This window comes from Pseudomonas sp. RA_15y_Pfl2_54, from assembly GCF_963971015.1.
Classification (GTDB): domain Bacteria; phylum Pseudomonadota; class Gammaproteobacteria; order Pseudomonadales; family Pseudomonadaceae; genus Aquipseudomonas; species Aquipseudomonas baetica_A.
Map to the genome: position 1 here is coordinate 1 of NZ_CAXAPN010000054.1, position 23,257 is coordinate 23,257.

Annotated in this window: 22 protein-coding genes; 14 read left to right on the top strand and 8 right to left on the bottom strand. The window is 58.5% G+C overall.

The annotated features are described in order from the left end of the window. Positions 1-261: 261 nt before the first annotated feature. The 4 genes from AACY50_RS27240 (at position 262) to AACY50_RS27255 (ending at position 5,094) form a co-directional block, all read left to right on the top strand. Positions 262-744: a MarR family winged helix-turn-helix transcriptional regulator gene (locus AACY50_RS27240; protein ID WP_339431998.1), complete on the top strand. Its 483-nt coding sequence runs from the start codon at positions 262-264 to the stop codon at positions 742-744. Continuing rightward, positions 734-2,203, top strand: a complete 1,470-nt coding sequence (locus AACY50_RS27245; RefSeq protein ID WP_339539672.1) for an efflux transporter outer membrane subunit — start codon at positions 734-736, stop codon at positions 2,201-2,203. Before AACY50_RS27240 ends, AACY50_RS27245 begins: the two co-directional genes overlap by 11 nt. A 15-nt stretch (positions 2,204-2,218) precedes the next feature. After that, the gene (locus AACY50_RS27250; RefSeq protein ID WP_339493734.1) at positions 2,219-3,421 is read left to right on the top strand and encodes an HlyD family secretion protein; all 1,203 of its coding nucleotides are present in this window, start codon (positions 2,219-2,221) and stop codon (positions 3,419-3,421) included. A gap of 143 nt (positions 3,422-3,564) precedes the next feature. Further along, positions 3,565-5,094, top strand: coding sequence for a DHA2 family efflux MFS transporter permease subunit (locus AACY50_RS27255; protein ID WP_339432001.1), 1,530 nt, complete (start codon positions 3,565-3,567; stop codon positions 5,092-5,094). Positions 5,095-5,220: 126 nt separating this feature from the next. On the opposite strand, the gene lpxH is transcribed toward AACY50_RS27255, so the two are convergent. Both lpxH and AACY50_RS27265 read right to left on the bottom strand, forming a co-directional pair. Further along, positions 5,221-5,973: a UDP-2,3-diacylglucosamine diphosphatase gene (lpxH, locus tag AACY50_RS27260; protein ID WP_339539677.1), complete on the bottom strand. Its 753-nt coding sequence runs from the start codon at positions 5,971-5,973 to the stop codon at positions 5,221-5,223. After that, positions 5,970-6,476: a peptidylprolyl isomerase gene (locus tag AACY50_RS27265; protein WP_042559899.1), complete on the bottom strand. Its 507-nt coding sequence runs from the start codon at positions 6,474-6,476 to the stop codon at positions 5,970-5,972. Before AACY50_RS27265 ends, lpxH begins: the two co-directional genes overlap by 4 nt. Before the next feature lie 250 nt (positions 6,477-6,726). On the opposite strand from AACY50_RS27265, the gene AACY50_RS27270 reads away from it, so the two are divergent. Together AACY50_RS27270 and cysS are read left to right on the top strand one after the other, a co-directional pair. Beyond that, complete coding sequence (locus AACY50_RS27270) at positions 6,727-8,424, top strand: glutamine--tRNA ligase/YqeY domain fusion protein (protein ID WP_339493732.1); 1,698 nt, start codon at positions 6,727-6,729, stop codon at positions 8,422-8,424. Between the two features lie 15 nt (positions 8,425-8,439). Further along, positions 8,440-9,822 carry a cysteine--tRNA ligase gene (cysS, locus tag AACY50_RS27275; protein WP_339539680.1) on the top strand — a complete coding sequence of 461 codons (1,383 nt, stop codon included), beginning with the start codon at positions 8,440-8,442 and terminating at the stop codon, positions 9,820-9,822. A 129-nt stretch (positions 9,823-9,951) separates the two neighbouring features. Here cysS and AACY50_RS27280 read toward each other — a convergent pair whose 3' ends face one another. Then, positions 9,952-11,787, bottom strand: coding sequence for a sigma-54-dependent Fis family transcriptional regulator (locus AACY50_RS27280; RefSeq protein ID WP_339539683.1), 1,836 nt, complete (start codon positions 11,785-11,787; stop codon positions 9,952-9,954). Between the two features lie 374 nt (positions 11,788-12,161). Here AACY50_RS27280 and AACY50_RS27285 point away from each other — a divergent pair, with 374 nt between their 5' ends. The 7 genes from AACY50_RS27285 (at position 12,162) to AACY50_RS27315 (ending at position 19,010) form a co-directional block, all read left to right on the top strand. Next, positions 12,162-13,256: an ABC transporter ATP-binding protein gene (locus AACY50_RS27285; protein WP_339432005.1), complete on the top strand. Its 1,095-nt coding sequence runs from the start codon at positions 12,162-12,164 to the stop codon at positions 13,254-13,256. Further along, positions 13,256-14,371, top strand: coding sequence for an ABC transporter ATP-binding protein (locus AACY50_RS27290; RefSeq protein ID WP_339432006.1), 1,116 nt, complete (start codon positions 13,256-13,258; stop codon positions 14,369-14,371). The genes AACY50_RS27285 and AACY50_RS27290 overlap by 1 nt, the downstream gene beginning before the upstream one ends. Next, positions 14,368-15,234: a carbohydrate ABC transporter permease gene (locus AACY50_RS27295; RefSeq protein ID WP_339432007.1), complete on the top strand. Its 867-nt coding sequence runs from the start codon at positions 14,368-14,370 to the stop codon at positions 15,232-15,234. The genes AACY50_RS27290 and AACY50_RS27295 overlap by 4 nt, the downstream gene beginning before the upstream one ends. A gap of 9 nt (positions 15,235-15,243) precedes the next feature. After that, positions 15,244-16,044, top strand: coding sequence for a carbohydrate ABC transporter permease (locus AACY50_RS27300; RefSeq protein ID WP_123450806.1), 801 nt, complete (start codon positions 15,244-15,246; stop codon positions 16,042-16,044). A gap of 10 nt (positions 16,045-16,054) precedes the next feature. Beyond that, positions 16,055-16,327 carry a DUF2160 domain-containing protein gene (locus tag AACY50_RS27305; RefSeq protein WP_339432008.1) on the top strand — a complete coding sequence of 91 codons (273 nt, stop codon included), beginning with the start codon at positions 16,055-16,057 and terminating at the stop codon, positions 16,325-16,327. A gap of 48 nt (positions 16,328-16,375) precedes the next feature. After that, positions 16,376-18,118 (top strand): ABC transporter substrate-binding protein, encoded by a 1,743-nt coding sequence (locus tag AACY50_RS27310; RefSeq protein ID WP_339432009.1) that lies wholly within the window; start codon positions 16,376-16,378, stop codon positions 18,116-18,118. 511 nt (positions 18,119-18,629) lie between these two features. Continuing rightward, positions 18,630-19,010, top strand: coding sequence for a DUF6124 family protein (locus AACY50_RS27315; protein WP_339432010.1), 381 nt, complete (start codon positions 18,630-18,632; stop codon positions 19,008-19,010). Positions 19,011-19,080: 70 nt separating this feature from the next. Here the strand turns inward: AACY50_RS27315 and AACY50_RS27320 are convergent, their stop codons facing one another. The 4 genes from AACY50_RS27320 to AACY50_RS27335 form a co-directional block, all read right to left on the bottom strand. Continuing rightward, the gene (locus tag AACY50_RS27320) at positions 19,081-19,863 is read right to left on the bottom strand and encodes a hypothetical protein (RefSeq protein ID WP_339432011.1); all 783 of its coding nucleotides are present in this window, start codon (positions 19,861-19,863) and stop codon (positions 19,081-19,083) included. A gap of 202 nt (positions 19,864-20,065) precedes the next feature. Then, positions 20,066-21,391: an OprD family porin gene (locus AACY50_RS27325; RefSeq protein ID WP_339539688.1), complete on the bottom strand. Its 1,326-nt coding sequence runs from the start codon at positions 21,389-21,391 to the stop codon at positions 20,066-20,068. Positions 21,392-21,566: 175 nt separating this feature from the next. Then, the gene (locus AACY50_RS27330; protein ID WP_339432013.1) at positions 21,567-21,881 is read right to left on the bottom strand and encodes a helix-turn-helix domain-containing protein; all 315 of its coding nucleotides are present in this window, start codon (positions 21,879-21,881) and stop codon (positions 21,567-21,569) included. Beyond that, positions 21,871-22,221 (bottom strand): toxin, encoded by a 351-nt coding sequence (locus AACY50_RS27335; protein ID WP_339539692.1) that lies wholly within the window; start codon positions 22,219-22,221, stop codon positions 21,871-21,873. The genes AACY50_RS27330 and AACY50_RS27335 overlap by 11 nt, the downstream gene beginning before the upstream one ends. 369 nt (positions 22,222-22,590) lie before the next feature. On the opposite strand from AACY50_RS27335, the gene AACY50_RS27340 reads away from it, so the two are divergent. Further along, positions 22,591-23,055, top strand: a complete 465-nt coding sequence (locus tag AACY50_RS27340; protein WP_339432015.1) for a GNAT family N-acetyltransferase — start codon at positions 22,591-22,593, stop codon at positions 23,053-23,055. Here the strand turns inward: AACY50_RS27340 and AACY50_RS27345 are convergent. Then, positions 23,042-23,257, bottom strand: a 216-nt coding sequence (locus AACY50_RS27345) for a hypothetical protein (RefSeq protein ID WP_339466293.1), incomplete at its 5' end; no start/stop codon positions are given. The genes AACY50_RS27340 and AACY50_RS27345 overlap by 14 nt on opposite strands.

A 23,257-nucleotide genomic window follows, 5' to 3' on the forward strand; every position in this document is an offset into this window, starting at 1 on the left:
CGCTTGGGTGAAAGGAGGAGGGTGAAATCTCCCACGGTCTGTACTGCGCTAACAGTCAGAATCGAGCCTTGTCCCTCCTCCTCCCTTCAAGTCCTACCATACAAGCGAGCTTGCTCGCGAAGGCGTCAGCGCGGGCGCCACAAAAACCCAGCCCACTGGTCAACTAATTACCAAGCAACCTAACTATTACGTTGACATTCGCTGCCTAGGCAGTAACATCTCGACATACATTCACTGCCTAGGCAGTTATTAGGTGAGCACATGAAGCATTTCACCCCGGACGAATTCAAACACTGCCACCTCGGCCTGTTGCTTGGCCGTGCTGCGCTGCTCAAGGACCGGATCATCGACACCCACATGGAACCCCACGGCATTACCGCCGCGCAGTTCAAGGTGTTGATCATCATGGCCCAATTTGGCGTCGACACCCCGGCCGAGCTCTGCCGGCATCTGTCGCTGGACAGCGGTTCGATGACGCGCATGCTCGATCGTCTGGAGCAGAAAGGCTTCCTGGCCCGCCAACGCAGCGAAGGTGATCGCCGTCAGGTGCAACTCAAACTCACCGAGCAAGGCCAGCAATTGGCCGATCGCCTGCCGCACATCGGCGCCGATGCGATGAATGAACTGGCAGGCGCCGTCACTCCGGACGAGTTGAAAACCCTGGAATACATCCTCAAGAAAATTCTGCTGGCAGCCGGTGACCCGATCACCCTCCAGCGGTTAGGTGAACACAATGAGCGGTAAAACCCTACGCAGCAGCCTGACGCTGGTGCTGTCGGCGATGATCCTCGCCGGCTGCGCCAACTACAGCGGCCTCGACACTCAGGGCAAACGCCTTGATGCGAAAAGCCTCAATGCCAGCCAGTCCCTCAGCGGCGTGACCCTGTCGCCGGCCGCCTGGCCGAAAAGCGACTGGTGGACCAGCCTTGGCGATCCGCAACTCGATGGCCTGATCCGCGAAGCGCTGCACGACAGCCCGGACATGCAGATCGCCGAAGCCCGTGCCCATCAGGCCAGCGCCGCCGCGTATGCCGCCGATGCCGCGCGCTATCCGACGCTGGACGCCAGCGCCGGCATCAGCCGTTCGCGCCTGGCCAAGGATCAGGATCCGCTGGGGCAGGGTGGGGCTTATTCGACGGTGCGCAACGTCAGCGCCGGCTTCAATTACAACTTCGACCTGTGGGGCGGTCAGCGTGACGCCTGGGAAGCCGCACTCGGTCAGGCCCGCGCCGCCGAAGTCGACCGTCAGGCTGCGCAGTTGACCCTCGCCGCCGACGTGGCCCGGGCCTACAGCGATCTCGGTCAGGCACACATCGTCTATGACCTGGCCAGCGAAGACCTCAAGCGCACCCAACAAATGCTTGACCTGAGCCAGCGTCGCCTGAGTTCCGGGATCGATAGCCAATACCAGTTCCAGCAAACCCAAAGCCTGGAAGCCAGTTCCGAAGCCAGCCTGATCGATGCGGAAAAACGCCTGAACAGCGCGAAAATCACGTTGGCGGTTTTGCTCGGCAAAGGCCCGGATCGCGGCAATGAAATCGCCTGCCCGAACGTCCTGCAAGCGAGCGCCGTGGCTGTGCCTTCGGTGCTGCCGGCGGAACTGCTCGGTCGTCGCCCGGATCTGGTCGCTGCGCGCTGGCGTGTAGAAGCGGCGAGCAAGGACATCGACTCGGCGAAAACCCGGTTCTATCCCAACCTCAACCTGACGGCCTCGGCCGGTGCCGAGTCCCTGTTGGGTGACGCGATGTTCGGTTCGGCCAGTCGCTTCTTCAGTATTGCGCCGACTGTCTCGGTACCGATCTTCGATGGCGGGCGACTGCGCGCCAACCTCGATGCGCGCGACGCCGATTACGACCTGGCGGTGGCGCAGTACAACAAAAGCCTGGTCAAAGCACTGGGCGATGTCAGCGACACGATCAACCAGTTGCGTGACATCGGCCGGCAGATCGGTGCGCAGCAACACGCCACCGACATCGCCCGGGATTCTTACAACACCGTGGTCCAGCGTTACGGTTCCGGCATCGGCAACTACCTGGACGTGCTCAGCATCGAGCAGCAATTGCTCCAGGCCCAGCGTCAGTTGGCCAACCTCAATGCCGAGCAGATCGATCTGTCGATTCAACTGATGCAAGCGCTGGGCGGCGGCTTCCAGAGTGAAAACATGACCGCAGCCAACGCCACCCCAGCCACGCCGTACAACTAATTCAAGGTATTTGTCATGGCCACTGCCCAAAACACCCAAGCTCAAGACAACACCCCGGACACCGGCAATCCACGCAAGCGCAAAGTCATGCTGCTGGTGCTGGCTGTTATCGTCCTTGTCGCCTGTGGCGGCGTCTGGGCGTATCACGAATTCATCGGGCGCTTTAACGAAAGCACCGACGACGCCTACGTCAACGGCAACGTCGTTGAAATCACGCCGCTGGTCACCGGCACCGTGGTCAGCATTGGCGCCGATGATGGCGACCTGGTCCACGAAGGCCAGGTGCTGATCAACTTCGACCCGAACGACGCCGAAGTCGGCCTGCAAAGTGCTCAGGCCAATCTGGCCCGCACCGTGCGTCAGGTGCGCGGCTTGTACAGCAACGTCGATGGCATGAAAGCCCAGGTCAACGCGCAACAGGCCGAAGTGCAAAAGGCTCAGGACAACTACAACCGCCGGAAAAATCTCGCCGCTGGCGGGGCGATTTCCAAAGAAGAACTGTCCCACGCCCGCGACGATCTGACCTCGGCGCAAAACGCCCTGGCCAATGCCAAACAGCAACTCAAAACCACCAGCGCGCTGGTCGATGACACCGTGGTGTCGTCGCACCCGGACGTGATGGCCGCTGCCGCGCAACTGCGTCAGGCCTACCTGACCAACGCCCGCAGCACGTTGATCGCGCCGGTCACCGGTTACGTTGCCAAGCGCACCGTGCAACTCGGCCAACGCGTGCAACCGGGCACCGCACTGATGGCGGTGATTCCACTGGATCAACTGTGGATCGACGCCAACTTCAAGGAAACCCAACTGAGCGGCATGCGCATCGGTCAGCCCGTGGATATCGAATCCGACATCTACGGCAGTGACGTGAAATACAGCGGCACCGTCGACAGCCTCGGCGCCGGTACCGGTAGCGCGTTTGCTCTGCTGCCGGCGCAGAACGCGACCGGTAACTGGATCAAGATTGTTCAGCGTGTGCCGGTGCGCATTCACATCAACGCCGAAGAGTTGGCCAAGCACCCGCTGCGCGTCGGTCTGTCGACCACTGTCGAGGTCAATCTGCATGACCAGAGCGGCCCGGTACTGGCTCAACAATCGCCGCAAAAAGCGTCTTTCAGCACCAACGTCTACGACCGTCAACTGGCCGAAGCCGACGCAATGATCGCGCAACTGATCCACGACAACAGCGCCGCGGTCAGCAAAACCGCGCAACGCTGATCCACCACTGACCCTGTGGGAGCGGGCTTGCTCGCGAAAGCGGTGTGCCATTCAAGATTGATTTGTCTGACAGGCCGCCTTCGCGAGCACGCCCGCTCCCACAAGGGCGGGTGTAACGCTATTGAGGTTTCAAAGGATTCGCGATGAGCAATAACGCCTCTTTTACGCCGCCCAGCCTGTTGCTCAGCACCATCGGCCTGTCGCTGGCGACTTTCATGCAAGTGCTCGACACCACCATCGCCAACGTGGCGTTGCCGACGATTTCCGGCAACCTGGGGGTGAGTTCGGAGCAGGGCACCTGGGTGATCACCTCGTTTGCCGTGAGCAACGCCATTGCGCTGCCGCTGACCGGATGGTTGAGCCGGCGTTTCGGCGAGGTGACGCTGTTTCTCTGGGCGACCCTTCTGTTTGTGCTGGCTTCGTTTCTCTGCGGTATTTCCACGTCGATGCCCGAACTGATCGGCTTTCGCGTGTTGCAGGGGCTAGTCGCCGGGCCGCTGTATCCGATGACGCAAACCCTGTTGATCGCCGTGTATCCCCCCGCCAGGCGAGGCATGGCATTGGCATTATTGGCAATGGTCACGGTGGTTGCACCGATCGCAGGGCCGATTCTCGGTGGCTGGATCACCGACAGCTACAGTTGGCCGTGGATCTTCTTCATCAACGTGCCGATCGGGATTTTTGCGGTGATGGTCGTGCGTTCGCAATTGGCCAAGCGTCCGGTGGAAACCAGCCGTCAGCCGATGGACTACGTCGGGCTGATCTCGCTGATCATCGGGGTCGGCGCGTTGCAGGTGATCCTCGACAAGGGCAATGACCTGGACTGGTTCGAATCGAACTTCATCATTATTGGTGCGGCGATTTCAGTGATCGCGCTGGCGGTGTTCGTCATCTGGGAAATGACCGACCAGCATCCGGTGGTCAATCTGCGGCTGTTTGCCCACCGCAACTTTCGCATCGGCACACTGGTGCTGGTACTGGGTTACGCCGGGTTCTTCGGCATCAACCTGATCCTGCCGCAATGGTTGCAGACCCAGATGGGTTACACCGCGACCTGGGCAGGGCTGGCCGTGGCGCCGATCGGGATTCTGCCGGTGCTGCTGTCGCCGTTTGTCGGCAAATACGCACACAAGTTCGACCTGCGTTTACTGGCCGGGCTGGCATTTCTGGCGATTGGCCTGAGTTGCTTCATGCGCGCCGGGTTTACCAACGAGGTGGACTTCCAGCACATCGCTCTGGTGCAACTGTTCATGGGCATTGGCGTGGCGCTGTTCTTCATGCCGACCTTGAGCATTCTGATGTCGGACTTGCCGCCGAGCCAGATCGCCGACGGCGCGGGCCTTGCGACATTCCTGCGAACGTTGGGCGGTAGCTTCGCGGCGTCGCTGACCACCTGGATCTGGATTCGCCGGGCCGATCAACACCATGCCTATATGAGTGAAAGCATCAGCACCTATGAGCCCGCGACGCGGGAGGCGTTGAATCAATTGGGCGGGGCGAGTGCTCCGGCGTATGCGCAACTCGACCATGTGCTGACCAGCCAGGCGTACATGCTCTCCACCGTGGATTACTTCACGCTGCTGGGCTGGGGGTTCATGGGGTTGATTCTGATTGTGTGGCTGGCGAAGCCGCCGTTTGCGGCGAAGGCGGGGCCTGCTGCCAGCGGGCACTAAGTAGAACGCGGTCAAAAATGTGGGAGCAGGCTTGCTCGCGAAGGCGGTGGTTCAGTCGACATCTCGACTGAATGACACACCGCTTTCGCGAGCAAGCCCGCTCCCACATTGGGTTTTGTGTGTGGTTTAGAGGGTGGGAGCGGGCAGGGCTGGCGGCGGCGCAAAATCAAACGGCGCCAGCGCATACCCATTCTCATCCACCTGTAACGCCCAACCCTGACGGTCCCAGTCCCCCAGCACAATCCGCTTCGCCGCCTGCTCGGCGAGCTGCAGCTTATGAATCGCCGGCCGATGGGTGTGCCCGTGAATCAGGGTCTTCACGCCAAACGCCTGCATGATCCGCGGAATCTCTTGCGGCGTGACATCGACAATGTCGTTGGCCTTCATCCGCGTCTGCGCCCGGCTTTCGCTTCGCAGTTTGCGCGCCAGTTTGTGGCGTGTGCTCAGCGGCAGATGGCGCAAGATGAACAGGGTGATCGGATTACGCAGGTAGCGGCGCAGCTTCATGTAGCTGACGTCGCGGGTGCAAAGACTGTCGCCGTGCATCAACAGCACCGGCTCACCGTAAAATTGCACGACGCTCGGGTCCTTCAACAGCGTGCAGCCGGCCTGTTTACAGAAGGCCTTGCCGAGCAGGAAGTCGCGATTGCCGTGCATCAGAAAAATGGCCGTGCCGCTGTCGCTCAATTGGCGCAGGGCCTGGCAGATGGAACGCTGGAAGGGCGTCATGGCATCGTCGCCAATCCACGCCTCGAAGAAGTCGCCCAGAATGTACAACGCACTCGCCGAGCGGGCGCGTCCGGCGAGCAAACTCAGAAACGCCCGGGTAATGTCCGGGCGCTCCTCTTCCAGATGCAAGTCTGAAATCAGCAGTATCACGCTTCGATGATCTCGGCTTTCTCGATGATCACGTCGTCTGCTGGTACGTCCTGGTGGCCTGCCTTGGACGTGGTGGAAACGCCTTCGATCTTGTCGACAACGTCGAAGCCCGCAACCACTTTACCGAATACCGCGTAACCCCAACCCTGAGCGGTCTTGGCGGTGTGGTTGAGGAAGCCGTTGTCGGTGGCGTTGATGAAGAACTGTGCCGATGCCGAATGCGGGTCCATGGTGCGAGCCATGGCCAGGGTGTACTTCTCGTTCTTCAGACCGTTGTCAGCTTCGTTCTGAATGCTTGGGCTCTTGTCTTTCTTTTCCTTCATGCCAGGCTCGAAACCGCCGCCCTGGATCATGAAACCTTTGATCACACGGTGGAACACGACGTTCTCGTAGTGACCTTTTTTAACGTATTCGATGAAGTTGGCCGCGGTGATCGGGGCTTTTTCTTCGTTCAGCTCGATGACGATGTCACCGAAATTCGTGGTCAGTTTTACTTGAGTCATGATCGCTACTCTTTATAAGGAATTCGTGGGTATGGGCCATTTACACCCTTTACCGGTTCAGCCCTTGAAGGCCGAGGTGCGCAGTTTAGCGTGACAGGCGTGAATTTCGAGGCAGTTTTTCATTTCCGTGCGATTAAATGCACGCCTTTATAGGGCCTGCTCTGTCAGCCCCTTGACAGCATCGGCTATGATAGCGGCTTTGTTTTGTCTGGCCCCCTCTGCGGCCGCGCACCTGTAAGTCAAGGATCCTATGAGCAAGCCCACTGTCGACCCTACCTCGAATGCCAAGTCCGGCCCTGCCGTGCCGGTCAATTTCCTGCGGCCGATCATCCAGGCAGACCTGGACTCGGGCAAGCACACCCAGATCGTCACCCGTTTCCCGCCGGAGCCCAACGGCTACCTGCACATCGGCCACGCCAAATCGATCTGCGTGAACTTCGGCCTGGCCCAGGAGTTCGGCGGCGTCACGCACCTGCGTTTCGACGACACCAACCCGGCCAAGGAAGATCAGGAATACATCGACGCGATCGAAAGCGACGTCAAATGGCTGGGCTTCGAATGGTCCGGCGAAGTGCGCTACGCCTCGCAGTATTTCGACCAGTTGCACGACTGGGCGGTGGAGTTGATCAAGGCCGGCAAGGCCTACGTCGACGACCTGACCCCGGAGCAGGCCAAGGAATACCGTGGCAGCCTGACCGAACCTGGCAAGAACAGCCCGTTCCGCGACCGTTCGGTTGAAGAAAACCTCGACTGGTTCGCCCGCATGCGCGCCGGTGAGTTCCCGGACGGCGCCCGCGTGCTGCGCGCGAAGATCGACATGGCCTCGCCGAACATGAACCTGCGTGACCCGATCATGTACCGCATCCGCCACGCCCATCACCACCAGACCGGTGACAAGTGGTGCATCTACCCCAACTACGACTTCACCCACGGTCAGTCGGACGCCATCGAAGGCATCACTCACTCGATCTGCACCCTGGAGTTCGAAAGCCATCGTCCGCTGTACGAGTGGTTCCTCGACGCACTGCCAGTGCCGGCGCAACCGCGTCAGTACGAGTTCAGCCGTCTGAACCTCAACTACACCATCACCAGCAAGCGCAAGCTCAAGCAACTGGTCGATGAAAAGCACGTCAATGGCTGGGACGATCCGCGCATGTCCACGCTGTCGGGCTTTCGCCGCCGTGGTTACACGCCGAAATCGATCCGCAACTTCTGCGAAATGATCGGTACCAACCGCTCCGACGGCGTGGTTGACTTCGGCATGCTCGAATTCAGCATCCGTGACGACCTCGACCACAGCGCCCCGCGCGCCATGTGCGTGCTGCGTCCGCTCAAAGTCGTGATCACCAACTACCCGGAAGGCCAGGTCGAGAACCTCGAACTGCCGCGCCACCCGAAAGAAGACATGGGCGTGCGCGCGCTGCCGTTTGCCCGGGAAATCTACATCGACCGTGAAGACTTCATGGAAGAGCCGCCGAAAGGCTACAAACGTCTGGAATCGGGCGGCGAAGTGCGTCTGCGCGGCAGCTACGTGATCCGTGCCGACGAAGCGATCAAGGACGCCGATGGCAACATCGTCGAACTGCGTTGCTCCTACGACCCCGAAACTCTGGGCAAGAACCCTGAAGGCCGCAAGGTCAAAGGCGTGGTTCACTGGGTGCCGGCCGCTGCCAGCGTCGAGTGCGAAGTGCGTCTGTACGATCGCCTGTTCCGTTCGGCCAACCCTGAGAAGGCCGAAGACAGCGCCAGTTTCCTCGACAACATCAACCCTGACTCACTGCAAGTGCTGACCGGTTGTCGTGCTGAGCCATCGCTTGGCAATGCACAGCCGGAAGACCGTTTCCAGTTCGAGCGCGAAGGCTACTTCGTCGCCGATTTGAAGGACTCGAAACCAGGTCAGCCGGTATTCAACCGTACCGTGACCCTGCGTGATTCGTGGGGCCAGTGATTCAAGGGATTTAACGTGCTAACGATCTACAACACGCTCACCAAGAGCAAAGAAGTCTTCAAGCCGCTCGATGGCAACAATGTGCGCATGTACGTCTGCGGGATGACCGTGTACGACTACTGCCACCTGGGCCATGGTCGCAGCATGGTCGCGTTCGACCTGGTGACCCGCTGGTTGCGGTTCAGCGGTTACAACCTGACTTACGTGCGCAACATCACCGACATCGACGACAAGATCATCAACCGCGCCAACGAGAACGGTGAATCGTTCGAAGCGTTGACCGAGCGCATGATTGCCGCGATGCACGAAGACGAAGCGCGCCTGAACATCAAGAAGCCGGACATGGAGCCGCGTGCCACGGATCACATTCCGGGCATGCACGCGATGATCCAGACCCTGATCGACAAGGGCTACGCCTACGCCCCGGGCAATGGCGACGTGTACTACCGCGTCGGCAAGTTCATGGGTTACGGCAAGCTGTCGCGCAAGAAGATCGAAGACCTGCGCATCGGTGCGCGGATCGAGGTCGACGAAGCGAAGGAAGATCCGCTGGACTTCGTGCTGTGGAAAGGCGTCAAACCGGGCGAGCCAAGCTGGGAATCGCCGTGGGGCGCCGGGCGTCCGGGCTGGCACATCGAGTGCTCGGTGATGTCCACCTGCTGCCTCGGTGAGACGTTCGATATTCATGGCGGCGGCAGCGATCTTGAGTTCCCGCACCACGAAAACGAAATCGCCCAGAGCGAAGCGGCCACTGGCAAGACCTACGCCAACGCGTGGATGCATTGCGGCATGATTCGCATCAATGGCGAGAAGATGTCCAAGTCCTTGAACAACTTCTTCACCATTCGCGACGTGCTCGACAAGTACCACCCGGAAGTCGTGCGTTACCTGCTGGTGTCGAGCCACTACCGCAGCGCGATCAACTACTCGGAAGACAACCTCAAGGACGCCAAAGGCGCACTCGAGCGTTTCTACCACGCGTTGAAAGGCCTGCCGAACGTGGCGCCGGCCGGCGGCGAAGCGTTCGTCGAGCGTTTCACCACGGTGATGAACGACGACTTCGGTACGCCGGAAGCCTGTGCGGTGCTGTTCGAAATGGTTCGCGAGATCAACCGTCTGCGCGAGAGCGATCTCGATGCAGCGGCCGGTTTAGCGGCCCGTCTGAAAGAACTGGCCAGCGTGCTGGGTGTATTGCAACTCGAAGCCGACGACTTCCTGCAGGCTGGCGCCGAAGGGCGTGTTGATGCGGCTGAAGTCGACGCGCTGATTGCTGCGCGTCTGGCGGCACGGGCGGGCAAGGACTGGGCTGAATCCGACCGCATCCGCGACCAGCTCACCGCCATGGGCGTGGTGCTGGAAGACGGCAAGGGTGGCACGACCTGGCGTTTGGCTGACTGATTGGCTGATCCGCTAAAAACAAAACCCGCCTTGTGCGGGTTTTTGTTTTTGGGTTATCTCAGGAATCTACAGGGACAGGGCTGAAGTCATTGCAGGCTCGCCAGCGATGAGACCCGCCCAGACATCTTGTCATTCAGCCTGACGCAACCGTTTGTAAAGGGTATTGCGGCTCACACCCAGTCGTCGCGCCAAGTGCGAAATATTTCCCCCCGCCGCCTGCAGCTCCCGGTTTAACGCTTCAACATCATTCAAATCCAGCCCCAATGGCTGCACGCGCTCAACCGGCTCCATGTCCAGATCTACAAAAAAATCATCTGGCAAATGCTCCGGTCGCACGGGTTGCTCTTCAGCCATGGCCAGCGCCACCTGCATCACGCTGCTGACTTGGCGCAAGTTGCCTGGCCACGGATGCTTATCGAACAGTTCCAGCACTTCGTGGCTCAACCCCGCCCACTGCGTCGGTTCACGATGCTGCTCCCAGAGCCGTTTGAACAACGCCTTTTTGTCACTGCGCTCCCTCAATGGCGGCAACTCCAGGGTCAAGCCACCGATGCGGTAATACAAATCCTCGCGAAACCGCCCCAGTTGCACCTGCTCCCGTAGCGAGCGGTTGGTCGCCGAGATGATCCGCAGATCCACCGGAAACAACTCGCTGCTACCCACCGGTTGCACACAGCGCTCCTGCAACACCCGCAGCAACCGCGCCTGGGTCGGCAGCGGCATGTCGCCGATTTCATCAAGGAACAGCGTGCCTTTGTCAGCCTTGCGGATCAGGCCGATGCTGCCTTTCTGGTTGGCGCCGGTGAACGCGCCTTTCTCGTAGCCGAACAACTCGGACTCCACCAATTCGGCGGGGATCGCCGCGCAGTTGACGGCGATGAAAGCCTGTTTGCTGCGCGAGCTGGCTTGGTGCAGGGCTTTGACGAACACCTCTTTGCCAACCCCGGTTTCGCCGTGGATCAGCAGCGGAATGTCTTTTTCCAGCAAACGCTCGGCCTGGCGCACGGCTTTTTCCACGCGACTGTCGCCCAGGTGCAGTGTGTTGAGGCTGATCGCGGTTGGCGCGGCGGCTTTGGGTTCAGACGTAAACACTCGCGCCTCGATGGGCGCCTGTTGTGGCCGCTTCAACAAACACTGGAAACGGTTACTCCCGCAGGTCTGCAAGGCAAACGGCAAACCGTCCGGCTGGTTGATCAACTCGAGTAACGACACCTTGAACAGGCTCTCAACACTGACCCGCGACAAGCGCACACCCAAGAGATTGTCGGCCCGGCGATTGGCCGACAGCACCTGACCGCTCTCATCGAAAATCAACAAGCCGGCCCACTGACTGTCGAGGTTGTTCAACCCGGTGTTGAAGGTCAGTTGAAAGTGCTGGCCATGGAACAGGTTGAGGATCAGCCGGTTTTCCACGGTCTGGCTCATCATCTTGACCATGCCCAAGGTGTGTGAGGGCGGCAGATAGCTGTCGCTGGACACGTCAAGCACCGCGATGACCTTGCGCTCGGCGTCGAAAATCGGCGCGGCGGAACCGGTCATGAAGCGGTTGGCTTTCAGAAAATGTTCATCGTGTTCGATGTGTACCGCTTGCTCGCAGGCCAGCGCAGTGCCGATGGCGTTGGTGCCGCTGCAGCGTTCCATCCAGCTCGCCCCGGCCTGAAAGCCTCGGGCCAGATTCGGCGCGATAAACCGTTGCGTACCCCACGAGGTCAGCACCTGGCCCTGGTTGTCGGCGAGCATGATCAGGCAATTGGAATTGCTCAGGATGTTCTCGTAGTAGGGCAACACTTCCTGATGGGTGGTTTGCACCAGCGAATGATGGCGGTCGAGCAGGTGCGCAATACCCGAGGCGGGTAATTGATCGAACGCCGGAGCGCTTTGATGATCCAGACCAAACGCCCGACAACGTTGCCAGGAGCTCTGGACGAGCGCGTCGTGGGACAGCGGCGGGGCAGGTGCGACCATGGCAGTCAGCCTCAGATGCAGCGATTTTTATTGTTGTTATGAACCCAAATCCTGAAACAGCACAGCTCAAAACGGTGGGAGCGGGCTTGCTCGCGAATGCGGTGGATCAGTCAATGAATCAGTTGAATGACACACCGCATTCGCGCTCCCACATTGGGATCTTCAGCGGTCATGAGATTGGGCAAAAGCATCCATAGAGTGTTGTTCACTATTGTTCATTGTCAATCGCCAAACTGTTCAAATGTGTTCAGCAATGAACGCCGTTTCCCGGCGTTTTCAAGGATTTTCACAACAAATCAACAACTTGCCATTTCTGGCACGAATGTCGCTCTACTGCACAGGTCGCTTGACTCCAATAATAAAAAGGCCGAGCCATGTCACTCACCCTGGAGCACGTCTGCCGCACCGTCGAGGGCCAGAACTGGATCGACGATGCGTGCCTGAAATTCGAACCCGGATCCTTCAACGTTTTGCTCGGCCGCACGCTGTCTGGCAAAACCAGTCTCATGCGTCTGATGGCCGGTCTGGACAAGCCCGACAGCGGCCGCATCCTGATGAACGGCGTCGATGTCACCCATCGCCCGGTGCGTCTGCGCAATGTGTCGATGGTTTATCAGCAATTCATCAACTACCCGACCATGACCGTGTTCGAGAACATCGCCTCGCCGCTGCGTCAGGCTGGCGTCTCGAAAGAGATCATCCACAGCAAGGTGCAGGAAACCGCAAAGATGCTGCGCATCGAGAAGTTTCTGCAGCGCTATCCGCTGGAACTCTCCGGCGGGCAGCAGCAACGCACCGCCATGGCCCGGGCGCTGGTCAAGGATGCCGAACTGATCCTGTTCGACGAGCCGCTGGTCAATCTCGACTACAAACTGCGCGAAGAACTGCGTCAGGAAATGCGCGAGTTGTTCAAGCAGCGCCATACCATCGCCATTTACGCCACCACCGAGCCTAACGAAGCGCTGGCGCTGGGCGGCACCACGACGATTCTTCACGAGGGGCGGGTGATCCAGAGCGGCCCGTCGACCTCGGTGTATCACCAGCCGCAAACCGTGCTGGCCGCCGAGTTGTTCTCCGAGCCGCCGATCAACCTGATGCCGGGGCGCATCGCCGGTAACGAAGTGAGTTTTGCCAACTTCGTACACTTCCCGTTAAACGTTGATCTGCGTTCGGTGGGCGAAGGTGAGTTCCGCTTCGGCGTGCGCCCCAGCCACATCTCGCTGGTGCCGAGCAACGATGACGATCTGGAATTGGCCGTCACGGTGGAAGTCGCCGAGATCAGCGGTTCGGAAACCTTCCTGCATGTGCGCAACGAGCATTTCCTGCTGGTGCTGCACCTGTCCGGCGTTCACGAATACGACGTCGACGAGCCGATCCGCATTTATATCCCGACCCACAAACTGTTTGTTTTCGATGCGCAGGGCCGCCTGGTGCAAGCACCGGGGCGGCGTGTCGCGAGGGTTGCCTGATGGCCGAAATCCGTTTGCAACACCTCGCCCACAGCTACAGTAAAACCCCCGGCGGTGCAGAGGATTATGCGATCCGCGAGATGGATCACGTTTGGGAGCAGGGTGGCGCCTATGCGCTGCTTGGCCCGTCCGGTTGCGGCAAATCGACGTTGCTCAACATCATTTCCGGCCTGCTCAGCCCCTCGCAAGGGCATGTGTTATTCGACGGCAAAGCGGTCAACGACCTGACCCCGGAGAAGCGCAACATCGCTCAGGTTTTCCAGTTTCCGGTGGTCTACGACACCATGACCGTGTTCGACAACCTGGCGTTTCCCCTGCGCAATCAGGGCATGGCCGAGGCGAAAGTGCACAGCAAGGTGCAGGAAATTGCCGAAGTCCTCGACCTGCAAGAGCTGCTGAGCAAAAAGGCGCGCAACCTCACCGCCGACGAAAAACAGAAAGTCTCGATGGGGCGGGGCCTGGTGCGTGACGACGTGTCGGCGATTCTCTTTGATGAACCGCTGACAGTGATCGATCCGCACCTGAAGTGGAAACTGCGACGCAAGCTCAAGCAGATCCACGAGCAGTTCAACATCACCATGGTCTACGTGACCCACGATCAACTCGAAGCCTCGACCTTCGCCGACAAAATCGCGGTGATGTACGGCGGCCAGATCGTCCAGTTCGGCACGCCACGGGAGTTGTTCGAGCGGCCGAGCCACACCTTTGTCGGCTACTTCATCGGCAGCCCCGGCATGAATCTGATCGACGTGCAGCCGCAACCGGGCGGGGTCGGTTTCGGCTCGACGCACCTGCCGCTGTCTGACGCCTTGCAGCGTCATATCGAACACGGTCAGTGGAAAAATCTGAAGGTCGGTATCCGTCCCGAGTTCATTCATGTCTGGGATGAGCCGTTTGACGACGCGATGCAGGCACACGTCGTACACGTCGAAGACCTCGGCACCTACAAGATCATGACCCTCGATCTCGACGGCGTGGCGTTGAAAGTGCGCCTGGCGGAAGACAAACCGGTGCCGCAGGGCAAGGCGTACATCAGTTTTCCGGCGCAGTGGCTGATGGTCTATGCCGATGAATTCCTGCTGCCAGCCACTGAAGACAATGAGGTGCAGCCATGAACAAGGTGCAGAACAACAAGGCCTGGTGGCTGGTGTTGCCGGTGTTTTTGCTGGTGGCGTTCAGTGCGGTCGTCCCGATGATGACCGTGGTCAACTACTCGGTGCAGGACATCTTCGACCAATCCAGCCGCTACTTCGTCGGCACTGAGTGGTATCGGCAGGTGCTGCTGGATCCGCGTCTGCATGATTCGCTGCTGCGCCAGTTCATCTATTCGGCGTGCGTGTTGCTGATTGAAATCCCGCTGGGCATTGCGATTGCCCTGACCATGCCGACCAAGGGCCGCTGGTCGTCGCTGGTGCTGATTATTCTGGCGATTCCGCTGCTGATCCCGTGGAACGTGGTGGGCACGATCTGGCAGATTTTTGGCCGCGCCGACATCGGCTTGCTCGGGTCGAGTCTCAACGCGATGGGCATCAGCTACAACTATGCGGCCAACACCATGGACGCCTGGGTGACGGTGCTGGTGATGGACGTCTGGCACTGGACTTCGCTGGTGGCGCTGCTGTGTTTCTCCGGATTGCGCGCCATTCCCGATGTGTATTACCAGGCGGCGCGCATCGATCGGGCGTCCGCCTGGGCAGTGTTCCGTCACATTCAGTTGCCCAAGCTGAAGAGCGTGCTGTTGATCGCGGTGATGTTGCGTTTCATGGACAGTTTCATGATCTACACCGAGCCGTTTGTGCTCACCGGGGGCGGGCCGGGTAATGCCACGACCTTCTTGAGTCAGACGCTGACGCAAATGGCCGTAGGCCAATTCGACCTGGGGCCGGCAGCGGCTTTCTCGCTGGTGTACTTCCTGATCATCCTGTTGGTGTCCTGGCTGTTCTATACCGCCATGACGCACTCCGACGCCAACCGCTGAGGCCCGGCCATGAGCAAAAGAAAGCTGATCCCGTTGCTGGTCTACATCCTGTTCCTGCTGGTGCCGATCTACTGGCTGCTGAACATGTCGTTCAAGAGCAACACCGAAATCCTCGGCGGTCTGACACTTTTCCCACAGGACTTCACGCTGGCGAACTACAAGGTGATCTTCACCGATCCGAGCTGGTACAGCGGGTACATCAACTCGCTGTACTACGTGAGCCTGAACACGGTGATTTCCCTGAGCGTGGCACTGCCGGCGGCGTATGCGTTTTCACGCTACCGCTTTCTGGGCGACAAGCACCTGTTCTTCTGGCTGCTGACCAACCGCATGGCCCCTCCGGCCGTGTTCCTGTTGCCGTTCTTCCAGCTCTATTCGTCGATTGGTCTGTTCGACACGCACATTGCCGTGGCCTTGGCGCACTGCCTGTTTAACGTGCCACTGGCGGTGTGGATTCTCGAAGGCTTCATGTCCGGCGTGCCGAAGGAAATCGACGAAACCGCCTACATCGATGGCTACAGTTTTCCCAAGTTCTTCGTGAAGATTTTCATCCCGTTGATCGGTTCCGGCATCGGCGTCACGGCGTTTTTCTGCTTCATGTTTTCCTGGGTCGAGCTGTTGCTGGCGCGCACGTTGACCTCGGTAAACGCCAAGCCGATTGCGGCGGTGATGACACGCACGGTCTCGGCCTCGGGGATCGATTGGGGCGTGCTGGCGGCGGCGGGGGTGTTGACCATTTTGCCGGGCATGCTGGTGATCTGGTTTGTTCGCAACCATGTGGCCAAGGGCTTTGCCCTCGGCCGGGTCTGAGGAACTGATGATGGAATGGATGAGTTGGACCACCCCCACCGCGGCATTCTTTATCGTCATAGGCTTGCTCCTGGTGGGCATGACGACGTGGGAGCTGCGTTCGCCGAGCGTCCTGCGGCGAGGTTTTCTGCCGATTGCCACCACCCGTGGCGATCGCTTGTTTATCGGTCTTCTCGGCAGCGCCTACCTGCATTTGCTGGTCGTCGGCGCCACCGACTGGAGCATCTGGGTGGCGTCCGCGTTGTCCCTGGTGTGGCTGTTGGCTGTGATGCGTTGGGGCTAGTCGAGTCGCTCGACAACCGTGCTCCGAAATCCTAAACAGGAGGTCTCTATGTTCGACAAAAACAATAAGCTGCGACATAGCATTTCATTGGCAGCCTTGCTGGCACTCAGCGGTTTGAGCGCGTCGGCCTGGGCCGATGCCTACGAGGACGCTGCGAAAAAGTGGATCGGCAACGAATTCAAACCGTCGACCCTGACGGCCGATCAGCAACTCGAAGAACTGAAGTGGTTCATCAAGGCTGCCGAGCCGTTTCGCGGGATGGAAATCAAGGTGGTTTCGGAAACCCTGACCACCCATGAATACGAGTCCAAGGTGCTGGCCAAGGCCTTCAGCGAAATCACCGGGATCAAGCTCACCCACGACTTGCTGCAAGAAGGCGACGTGGTGGAAAAAATGCAGACGGTGATGCAGTCCGACAAGAATATCTACGACGGCTGGGTCAACGACTCGGACCTGATCGGCACGCACTTTCGTTACGGCAAGACCGAATCGATCACCGACCTGATGGCCAACGAAGGCAAGAACTTCACCTCGCCGACCCTCGACATCAAGGACTTCATCGGCATTTCGTTCACCACCGCGCCGGACGGCAAGATTTATCAACTGCCCGACCAGCAGTTCGCCAACCTGTACTGGTTCCGCGCTGACTGGTTTGAACGCGCGGACCTGAAAGCCAGGTTCAAGGAAAAGTACGGCTACGAATTGGGCGTACCGGTGAACTGGTCAGCCTATGAAGACATCGCCAAATTCTTCAGCGAAGACGTCAAGGAAATCGACGGCAAACGTGTTTACGGGCACATGGACTACGGCAAGAAAGACCCGTCGCTGGGCTGGCGCTTCACCGATGCCTGGTTCTCCATGGCCGGTGGCGGCGACAAGGGCTTGCCTAACGGTTTGCCGGTGGACGAGTGGGGCATTCGTGTCGAGGATTGCCACCCGGTGGGTTCCAGCGTGACCCGAGGCGGCGACACCAACGGCCCGGCGGCAGTGTTTGCCACGACCAAATACGTCGATTGGCTCAAGGCGTACGCGCCACCGGAAGCAGCGGGCATGACGTTCTCCGAGTCCGGCCCGGTGCCGTCGCAAGGCAACATCGCTCAGCAGATTTTCTGGTACACCGCCTTCACCGCCGACATGACCAAACCGGGCCTGCCGGTGGTCAATGACGACGGCACGCCGAAATGGCGGATGGCGCCATCGCCGCGCGGGCCGTATTGGGAGGAGGGCATGAAGCTTGGTTATCAGGACGTGGGTTCGTGGACGTTCATGAAATCCACGCCGGAGAAACAGAAACTCGCGGCGTGGCTGTACGCGCAGTTCGTGACTTCGAAAACCGTCTCGCTGAAGAAAACCATCGTCGGTTTGACGCCGATTCGCGAGTCGGACATCAACTCGCAGGCCATGACCGATCTGGCGCCGAAACTCGGTGGTCTGGTCGAGTTCTACCGCAGCCCGGCCCGCGTGCAATGGACCCCGACCGGGACCAACGTGCCGGACTATCCGCGTCTGGCGCAACTGTGGTGGAGCCACATCGCCGAAGCGGCCAGCGGCGAGAAGACCCCGCAGCAAGCGCTGGATGGTTTGGCCAAGGATCAGGACGCGATCATGTCGCGTCTGGAACGCTCCAAAGCCCAAGCCACGTGCGCACCGAAAATGAACCCGGAACGCGACGCGCAATACTGGTTCGATCAACCGGGCGCGCCGAAACCGAAACTGGCGAACGAGAAGCCGAAGGGCGAGACCGTGAGCTACAACGAACTGCTGAAATCCTGGGCAGATGCGCGTAAATAAAAGCTGATGAGTGAAGGGCAAACGGCACCGCAAGGTGCCGTTTTCAGTTGTGCCAGAACCACCGCCATCGAGCGCCCACAGGTTTCGCGTTGATCCAATAGAGCGGCGACGCATTCCGAATAGGTAATGTCCTCGCCCAAGTCATTGCCTTCACAACAGTCCTGGCGCGGCTGAGTATTTCGATTCGGGATGTTTAAAGATTTTCCGAAAATACAGAACCTTCCCACAATGTTTTCAGGTTGTCCGTCGGACGTCGGCTCTCTAGGCTGTGAACGTCGCTGCCAAATCAGCGATCGGGATTGGAACCCCGGAGAACGTATCAACGCCAAAGCGTCTTTCATGACGTATGCTTGCCCACCTTCATGGTGTGCAGTCTGTTATGGCGGCTGTACGCGGGAGACTTTCGAGTCTGCCGGGTTTCTCCGTTCCCCGGGTTCCAACCTGCGTACAGCTGCCACCCCTTCGCGTGGAACCGAATGGATCAGCTTCAACGTTCAGAAGGAGAAACAACATGAAAAAGCCAACACCCAATCCCCCGGAAACAACCGTTCCAGCGCACGCCCATACAACGTCCCCCTACGCGGGCGAAGATACCCGCAAACTCCACGAAGCCGCCGACCGCGCCCTCGACTTTTACCTCAAACCCACGGCCGCCATCATGGCCACGCCCTATGTCCAGAACCAGATGTTCCTGGTCAACCCCACCGCCGACACCGAATCCCTGCTGGCCAACGCCAGCGAGTCCCTGTCCTCGGCCAGCGTCATGCTCGGTGACTTCGCCGCGCTGCTCGAAGGCACGCACCGCAAGACGTTGCTCGGTATCGCCCAAGTCGTCATGCTTGGTGAACTGGCGGTGAACAGAGCATTGGATAACGTCGACCCTGCTGGCTGATCCGATCTGTCCAGGCAGGCAGAAAAAACGCGGCGCTAGTCAGGGCCGCGTTTTATTCAAAGGTTGACGCTCAGGCAAAGACGCCAAAGATCATCGCGGCACAGTAAACCGCGACAAAACCCGGAACAGAGTAGCCAAACATCCGGGCGGGAATAATGACCCAACGCCGCAGAGGCAGCGGAAAGCGGTCAATCTCGGGTATGACCTCGGGATCACTTGCCTGCAGATAGCCGTAGTCCAGACAGAGAATGTTCGAAATGTGGTACAGGCGGCAGGAGCGACCATAAACGCTGTCTCCCAATACCCGCTGATTGCGAGCGACGAAGTAGGACTCTTTCAGAAAAGACTCGATGGCTGCCAGTTTGAAAAAACTGACGTATGTCCGCACGAGCAGTGCCAACACTGCCACAACAACACAGGCGATCAATGCGGCCACGTACAGCCGCTTCAAATCGCTCGTCGGTGTGGAGAGCATCATGCATAACCGCTCGAAACCCAGCCAGAGTAAAAGTAGGCAGGCGCCCATGAAAGCGATTCGCCGGATGCTTCGCGGCACCGCCCCCCATTTTTTCAGATGTACTGGAAAGCGTTCGGCCTCCATGACCGTCGGGCGTTCCAGCATCAGTGGGTAGGTGACAAGGCCGGTGAGTGCGCCGATCTGCCTTACTCTCTTCATTCGCCCCAATGGGCCATTGCCCAAACGCTTGCGATCAGTGGCTACAAATTGAGAGGCGATGAAGTGGTGTTCCATCTGATCGAGCCGCCAGTAGGCGGCAAACAGCGTTATTGCCTCGCCGAGAAAAACCAGCAGCAGGACAGTTCCCCATGCAGAGAGGTAAATGAGGTCAGTCACAATTAATCCTTGCTGTTGATCCACCTGACTCCGATTCAGGTGCAGGGCGCGTCGGTACGCCACTCTTTACCTGATAGTTTTCAGGGCTACAACCTCAGGTACACACCAGATATAAAAAAGGCGCCCCAAAGGACGCCAAAAAATTCACCTCTTTCTAAAGGAGCAAGGAGCTTCTAAAGGTGAATGCGCATTGCTCGTGAACTCAGAGAATCGCCAACGGATACTCGACAATCACCCGCACTTCATCCAGATCCGACTCGAACGCCGTGGCGCGGGTGGTGGCCTGGCGCAAGCGCAGTGACATGTCCTTCAATGAACCACTCTGCACCACGTATTTGACTTCTATATCGCGCTCCCAACGCTTCTGATCCGTCAGCGGATTGCCCTCGGCATCGCGGCGCATGTACGCGGCGTTGGCATTGGAATAATCGGCGTCAGTGTCGCGCGCATAACGGGTCATGAATGACAAACCGGGCACGCCATAGGTGGTCATGTCGAGGTCATAACGCACCATCCACGAACGTTCCTTCGGCGAGTTGAAGTCGCTGTACTGGATGGAGTTGTCGAGGAAGATCGAGTCGGACTGGCGCAGGTAATCGAAATCGTCGTTGCCGTTGTTGCGCTGGTGGGAGAGGGCGACGGAGTGCGCGCCGAGTTTCACACCGACACGGCCGCTCCAGATGTTGTTGTCGAACTCGCCGAGCAGTTGTTTGCCTTCGTCGACAGCCTTGTAGTAATTCAAACCACCAAACAGCGACAAGTCATCCGACAGCGGATACGTCCACGCAGTGCCAGCGTAGTACTGATTCCAGGCATCCTTGAGACGACTGGAGTACAGACTGAAACTGAGATTTTTGTTCAGCACGTAATCGCCGCCGCCATAAGCAATCCACGGCGAATTGACCGGGCCGGCATAGAAGGTTGCGAAGTTCTCGCGCATGTCGCTGGACACCGGTTGGCTCATCGCGTGCAGTCGACCACCCTGAACCGACAGACCTTCAATACTGGTGTTGGTCGCCGTCACGCCGCGAAAGCTTTCTGGCAGCAGACGCGAGTCACCGGCCGCCACTACCGGGTTGGCCAGGAATACATCACCGACCCTGACCACCGTATCAAATGCCCGCACTTTCGCCGCGCCACCGACCTTGGTGTATTCGTCCCGGGCCTCGCCTTCACTGTTGACCGGCAACACATCAAACGAACTGCGCCCACCGTTGTGGCCGTCACCGGTGTCGAGTTTCAAACCGATCATGGCAAACGCATCAACACCGACCCCGACGGTGCCTTGTGTGAAGCCGGATTCGAACTTGCTGATCACCACATGCGACCAGGCTTCGGAATAACCGTTGCCGGTCGGGCTGGACTGGCCGTTGCGGTGCTCACGATTGAAATAGAAATTACGGTTGAGCACCGTCAGGCTGCTGCCTTCGATAATGCCTTCGGCTTTTTCTTCTGCAAACACCATGGACGGCCCGGAGCCAACCACCACCGCTAAAGCGGCCATCGACATTTTTGTATTGTTAACCATCAAACACTCCTTGGGTTCGGCAGAACGGGAACGTGCTTCGGAGTGGGTTTTATTGTTCGACGGGCAAGCGCCCGCCGGCATGGTCGCGGGGTGACATCGTTGCAAGCTGCGGATAACGCCAAGGTGATGGGGGAATTACAATTTCGTCATGTGGATGGGGCGAAGGCCTTGGATATCAGGTCAGGGCTGCGAGTTGTTCGATTGTCTGCGGAAAACGCTGGACCAGACGGATCAGGGTCGTGGCCTGAGCATTAGGCGTTGCTCGTCCTTGCTCCCAGTTTTCGAGCGTTCGCGTGTTGGTGCGTAGATACATCGCGAATACTGACCGAGAAAGATTAAGTTGCTGACGGATGGCTACCACTTCCTCCGCAGTGATTGGCATCAGTTTTGGCAACTGAACCTTGTGGGTACGCAAGGTGATTTTGCCTTGGCGTTCATCGGCCAGTGCTTCGAGTCCATCCATCAGTTCGGAAAAAATGTCACGTTTCATAGTGGCTTCTCGCGTTGAGTTCTCTATCCAGTGTTTTTCTGAAAAGTTTTTTATGGGCAGGCGTCAGATCGTCCTGCTCGTTTTTGTTATAGACGGTAAAGAGCCAGAACTGATCGAAGCCTGACCACCAGTAGTAAATCACTCGTAATCCGCTGCGTTTTTCTTTCCCTCTTCGTTGGTCGCCAAAGCGAATTTTACGAAGCCCGCCTGTGTCCTCGATAAGATCGCCCACTTCCGGATTTTTCAGCAACTCCAGTTGAAAGCTGCGAAACAGATCGTCATCCAGATAGTCGTCTCGGTGCTTCTGAAACACAGGTAATTCGATAAATAGAGCATCCATGTTCTGTACGTTACCTACGTATAGTGTTGTCTCGAAAATCGAATCGGTCAAGGCTTCCTAGCCTTGCTTTTCGTCCCTTTTTCAACGGTAGACGCCGGTCGTAAAAACACCTGTAGGACGAATCGACCAGCGTGGTAAGAACGTTCAATTGAGTAGCGAAGAGACTTCGCAATTGACGTGTCGGAACAATCCACAGCACTATCGCCCCATGAATACCCAAAATCGAATGACCATGATGTGCGCCTCCATGACCGCTTCCGGCGGGCCATAAGGTCATACGTTTTTGTCATTTGACGTGTACCCGAAGCCCCGCCAGAAATGGACGGGGCTTTTTCATTTCCTGCCTGCACATGGCTCATGGAGAGAGAGATGTTTGAGATCAGAAGAGCCACCGCGAATGACGCCCAAACTGCATTCGACATACGACGCTTGGCGATCAGGCATCAATGCGTCGGTGCCTACACCGAGCAGCAAATGCACGACTGGACCAGGGGCTCGGCTGAGGTCGGTTACGACACGCTCATGGAAAAGCACTTCTATCTGGGCTGGGTTGAGGGCAAGCCCGTGGCCACCGGAATGCTTGATTTGGAGCACCGTGAAATCGGTGCAATCTTCATTCATCCGGATTTCATGCAGCGCGGACTGGGCAAACAGGTTCTGCACTTTCTCGAAGATCTGGCGAGGGCGCTGGGGCTGACAGAGGTCTGCCTGGACGCGACATTGAACGCTGCCGATTTTTACCGGCGCTGCGGTTACATGGGGGAGGGGAGTGCGATTTATCAATCGCCTTCGGGCCTGCAACTGGCGTGCGTGCCGATGGTTAAGAAACTGTAATGTGATTGTGGCGAGGGAGCTTGCTCCCTCGCCACAGGTTATTTTTTGCTACATGAATGCTGTAAACAAAAACGGCACCCGAACAGACTGTGTGAAAACACACTGATGAAGGCCCAACAAAACGCCCCGACTTGTTCGGGGCGTTTGTTTTTGTGCGGGCAACAGACGAAAAAAGGCCTTTCAGCCCATTAGCGCCATCAAC

Bases quoted from the DNA above. Each gene is read 5' to 3' on its own strand.
- AACY50_RS27240 (WP_339431998.1), top strand. From the start codon at position 262: ATGAAGCATTTCACCCCGGACGAATTCAAACACTGCCACCTCGGCCTG.
- AACY50_RS27245 (WP_339539672.1), top strand. From the start codon at position 734: ATGAGCGGTAAAACCCTACGCAGCAGCCTGACGCTGGTGCTGTCGGCG.
- AACY50_RS27250 (WP_339493734.1), top strand. From the start codon at position 2,219: ATGGCCACTGCCCAAAACACCCAAGCTCAAGACAACACCCCGGACACC.
- AACY50_RS27255 (WP_339432001.1), top strand. From the start codon at position 3,565: ATGAGCAATAACGCCTCTTTTACGCCGCCCAGCCTGTTGCTCAGCACC.
- AACY50_RS27265 (WP_042559899.1), bottom strand. From the start codon at position 6,476: ATGACTCAAGTAAAACTGACCACGAATTTCGGTGACATCGTCATCGAG.
- AACY50_RS27270 (WP_339493732.1), top strand. From the start codon at position 6,727: ATGAGCAAGCCCACTGTCGACCCTACCTCGAATGCCAAGTCCGGCCCT.
- AACY50_RS27280 (WP_339539683.1), bottom strand. From the start codon at position 11,787: ATGGTCGCACCTGCCCCGCCGCTGTCCCACGACGCGCTCGTCCAGAGC.
- AACY50_RS27285 (WP_339432005.1), top strand. From the start codon at position 12,162: ATGTCACTCACCCTGGAGCACGTCTGCCGCACCGTCGAGGGCCAGAAC.
- AACY50_RS27290 (WP_339432006.1), top strand. From the start codon at position 13,256: ATGGCCGAAATCCGTTTGCAACACCTCGCCCACAGCTACAGTAAAACC.
- AACY50_RS27295 (WP_339432007.1), top strand. From the start codon at position 14,368: ATGAACAAGGTGCAGAACAACAAGGCCTGGTGGCTGGTGTTGCCGGTG.
- AACY50_RS27300 (WP_123450806.1), top strand. From the start codon at position 15,244: ATGAGCAAAAGAAAGCTGATCCCGTTGCTGGTCTACATCCTGTTCCTG.
- AACY50_RS27305 (WP_339432008.1), top strand. From the start codon at position 16,055: ATGGAATGGATGAGTTGGACCACCCCCACCGCGGCATTCTTTATCGTC.
- AACY50_RS27310 (WP_339432009.1), top strand. From the start codon at position 16,376: ATGTTCGACAAAAACAATAAGCTGCGACATAGCATTTCATTGGCAGCC.
- AACY50_RS27315 (WP_339432010.1), top strand. From the start codon at position 18,630: ATGAAAAAGCCAACACCCAATCCCCCGGAAACAACCGTTCCAGCGCAC.
- AACY50_RS27325 (WP_339539688.1), bottom strand. From the start codon at position 21,391: ATGGTTAACAATACAAAAATGTCGATGGCCGCTTTAGCGGTGGTGGTT.
- AACY50_RS27330 (WP_339432013.1), bottom strand. From the start codon at position 21,881: ATGAAACGTGACATTTTTTCCGAACTGATGGATGGACTCGAAGCACTG.
- AACY50_RS27335 (WP_339539692.1), bottom strand. From the start codon at position 22,221: ATGGATGCTCTATTTATCGAATTACCTGTGTTTCAGAAGCACCGAGAC.
- AACY50_RS27340 (WP_339432015.1), top strand. From the start codon at position 22,591: ATGTTTGAGATCAGAAGAGCCACCGCGAATGACGCCCAAACTGCATTC.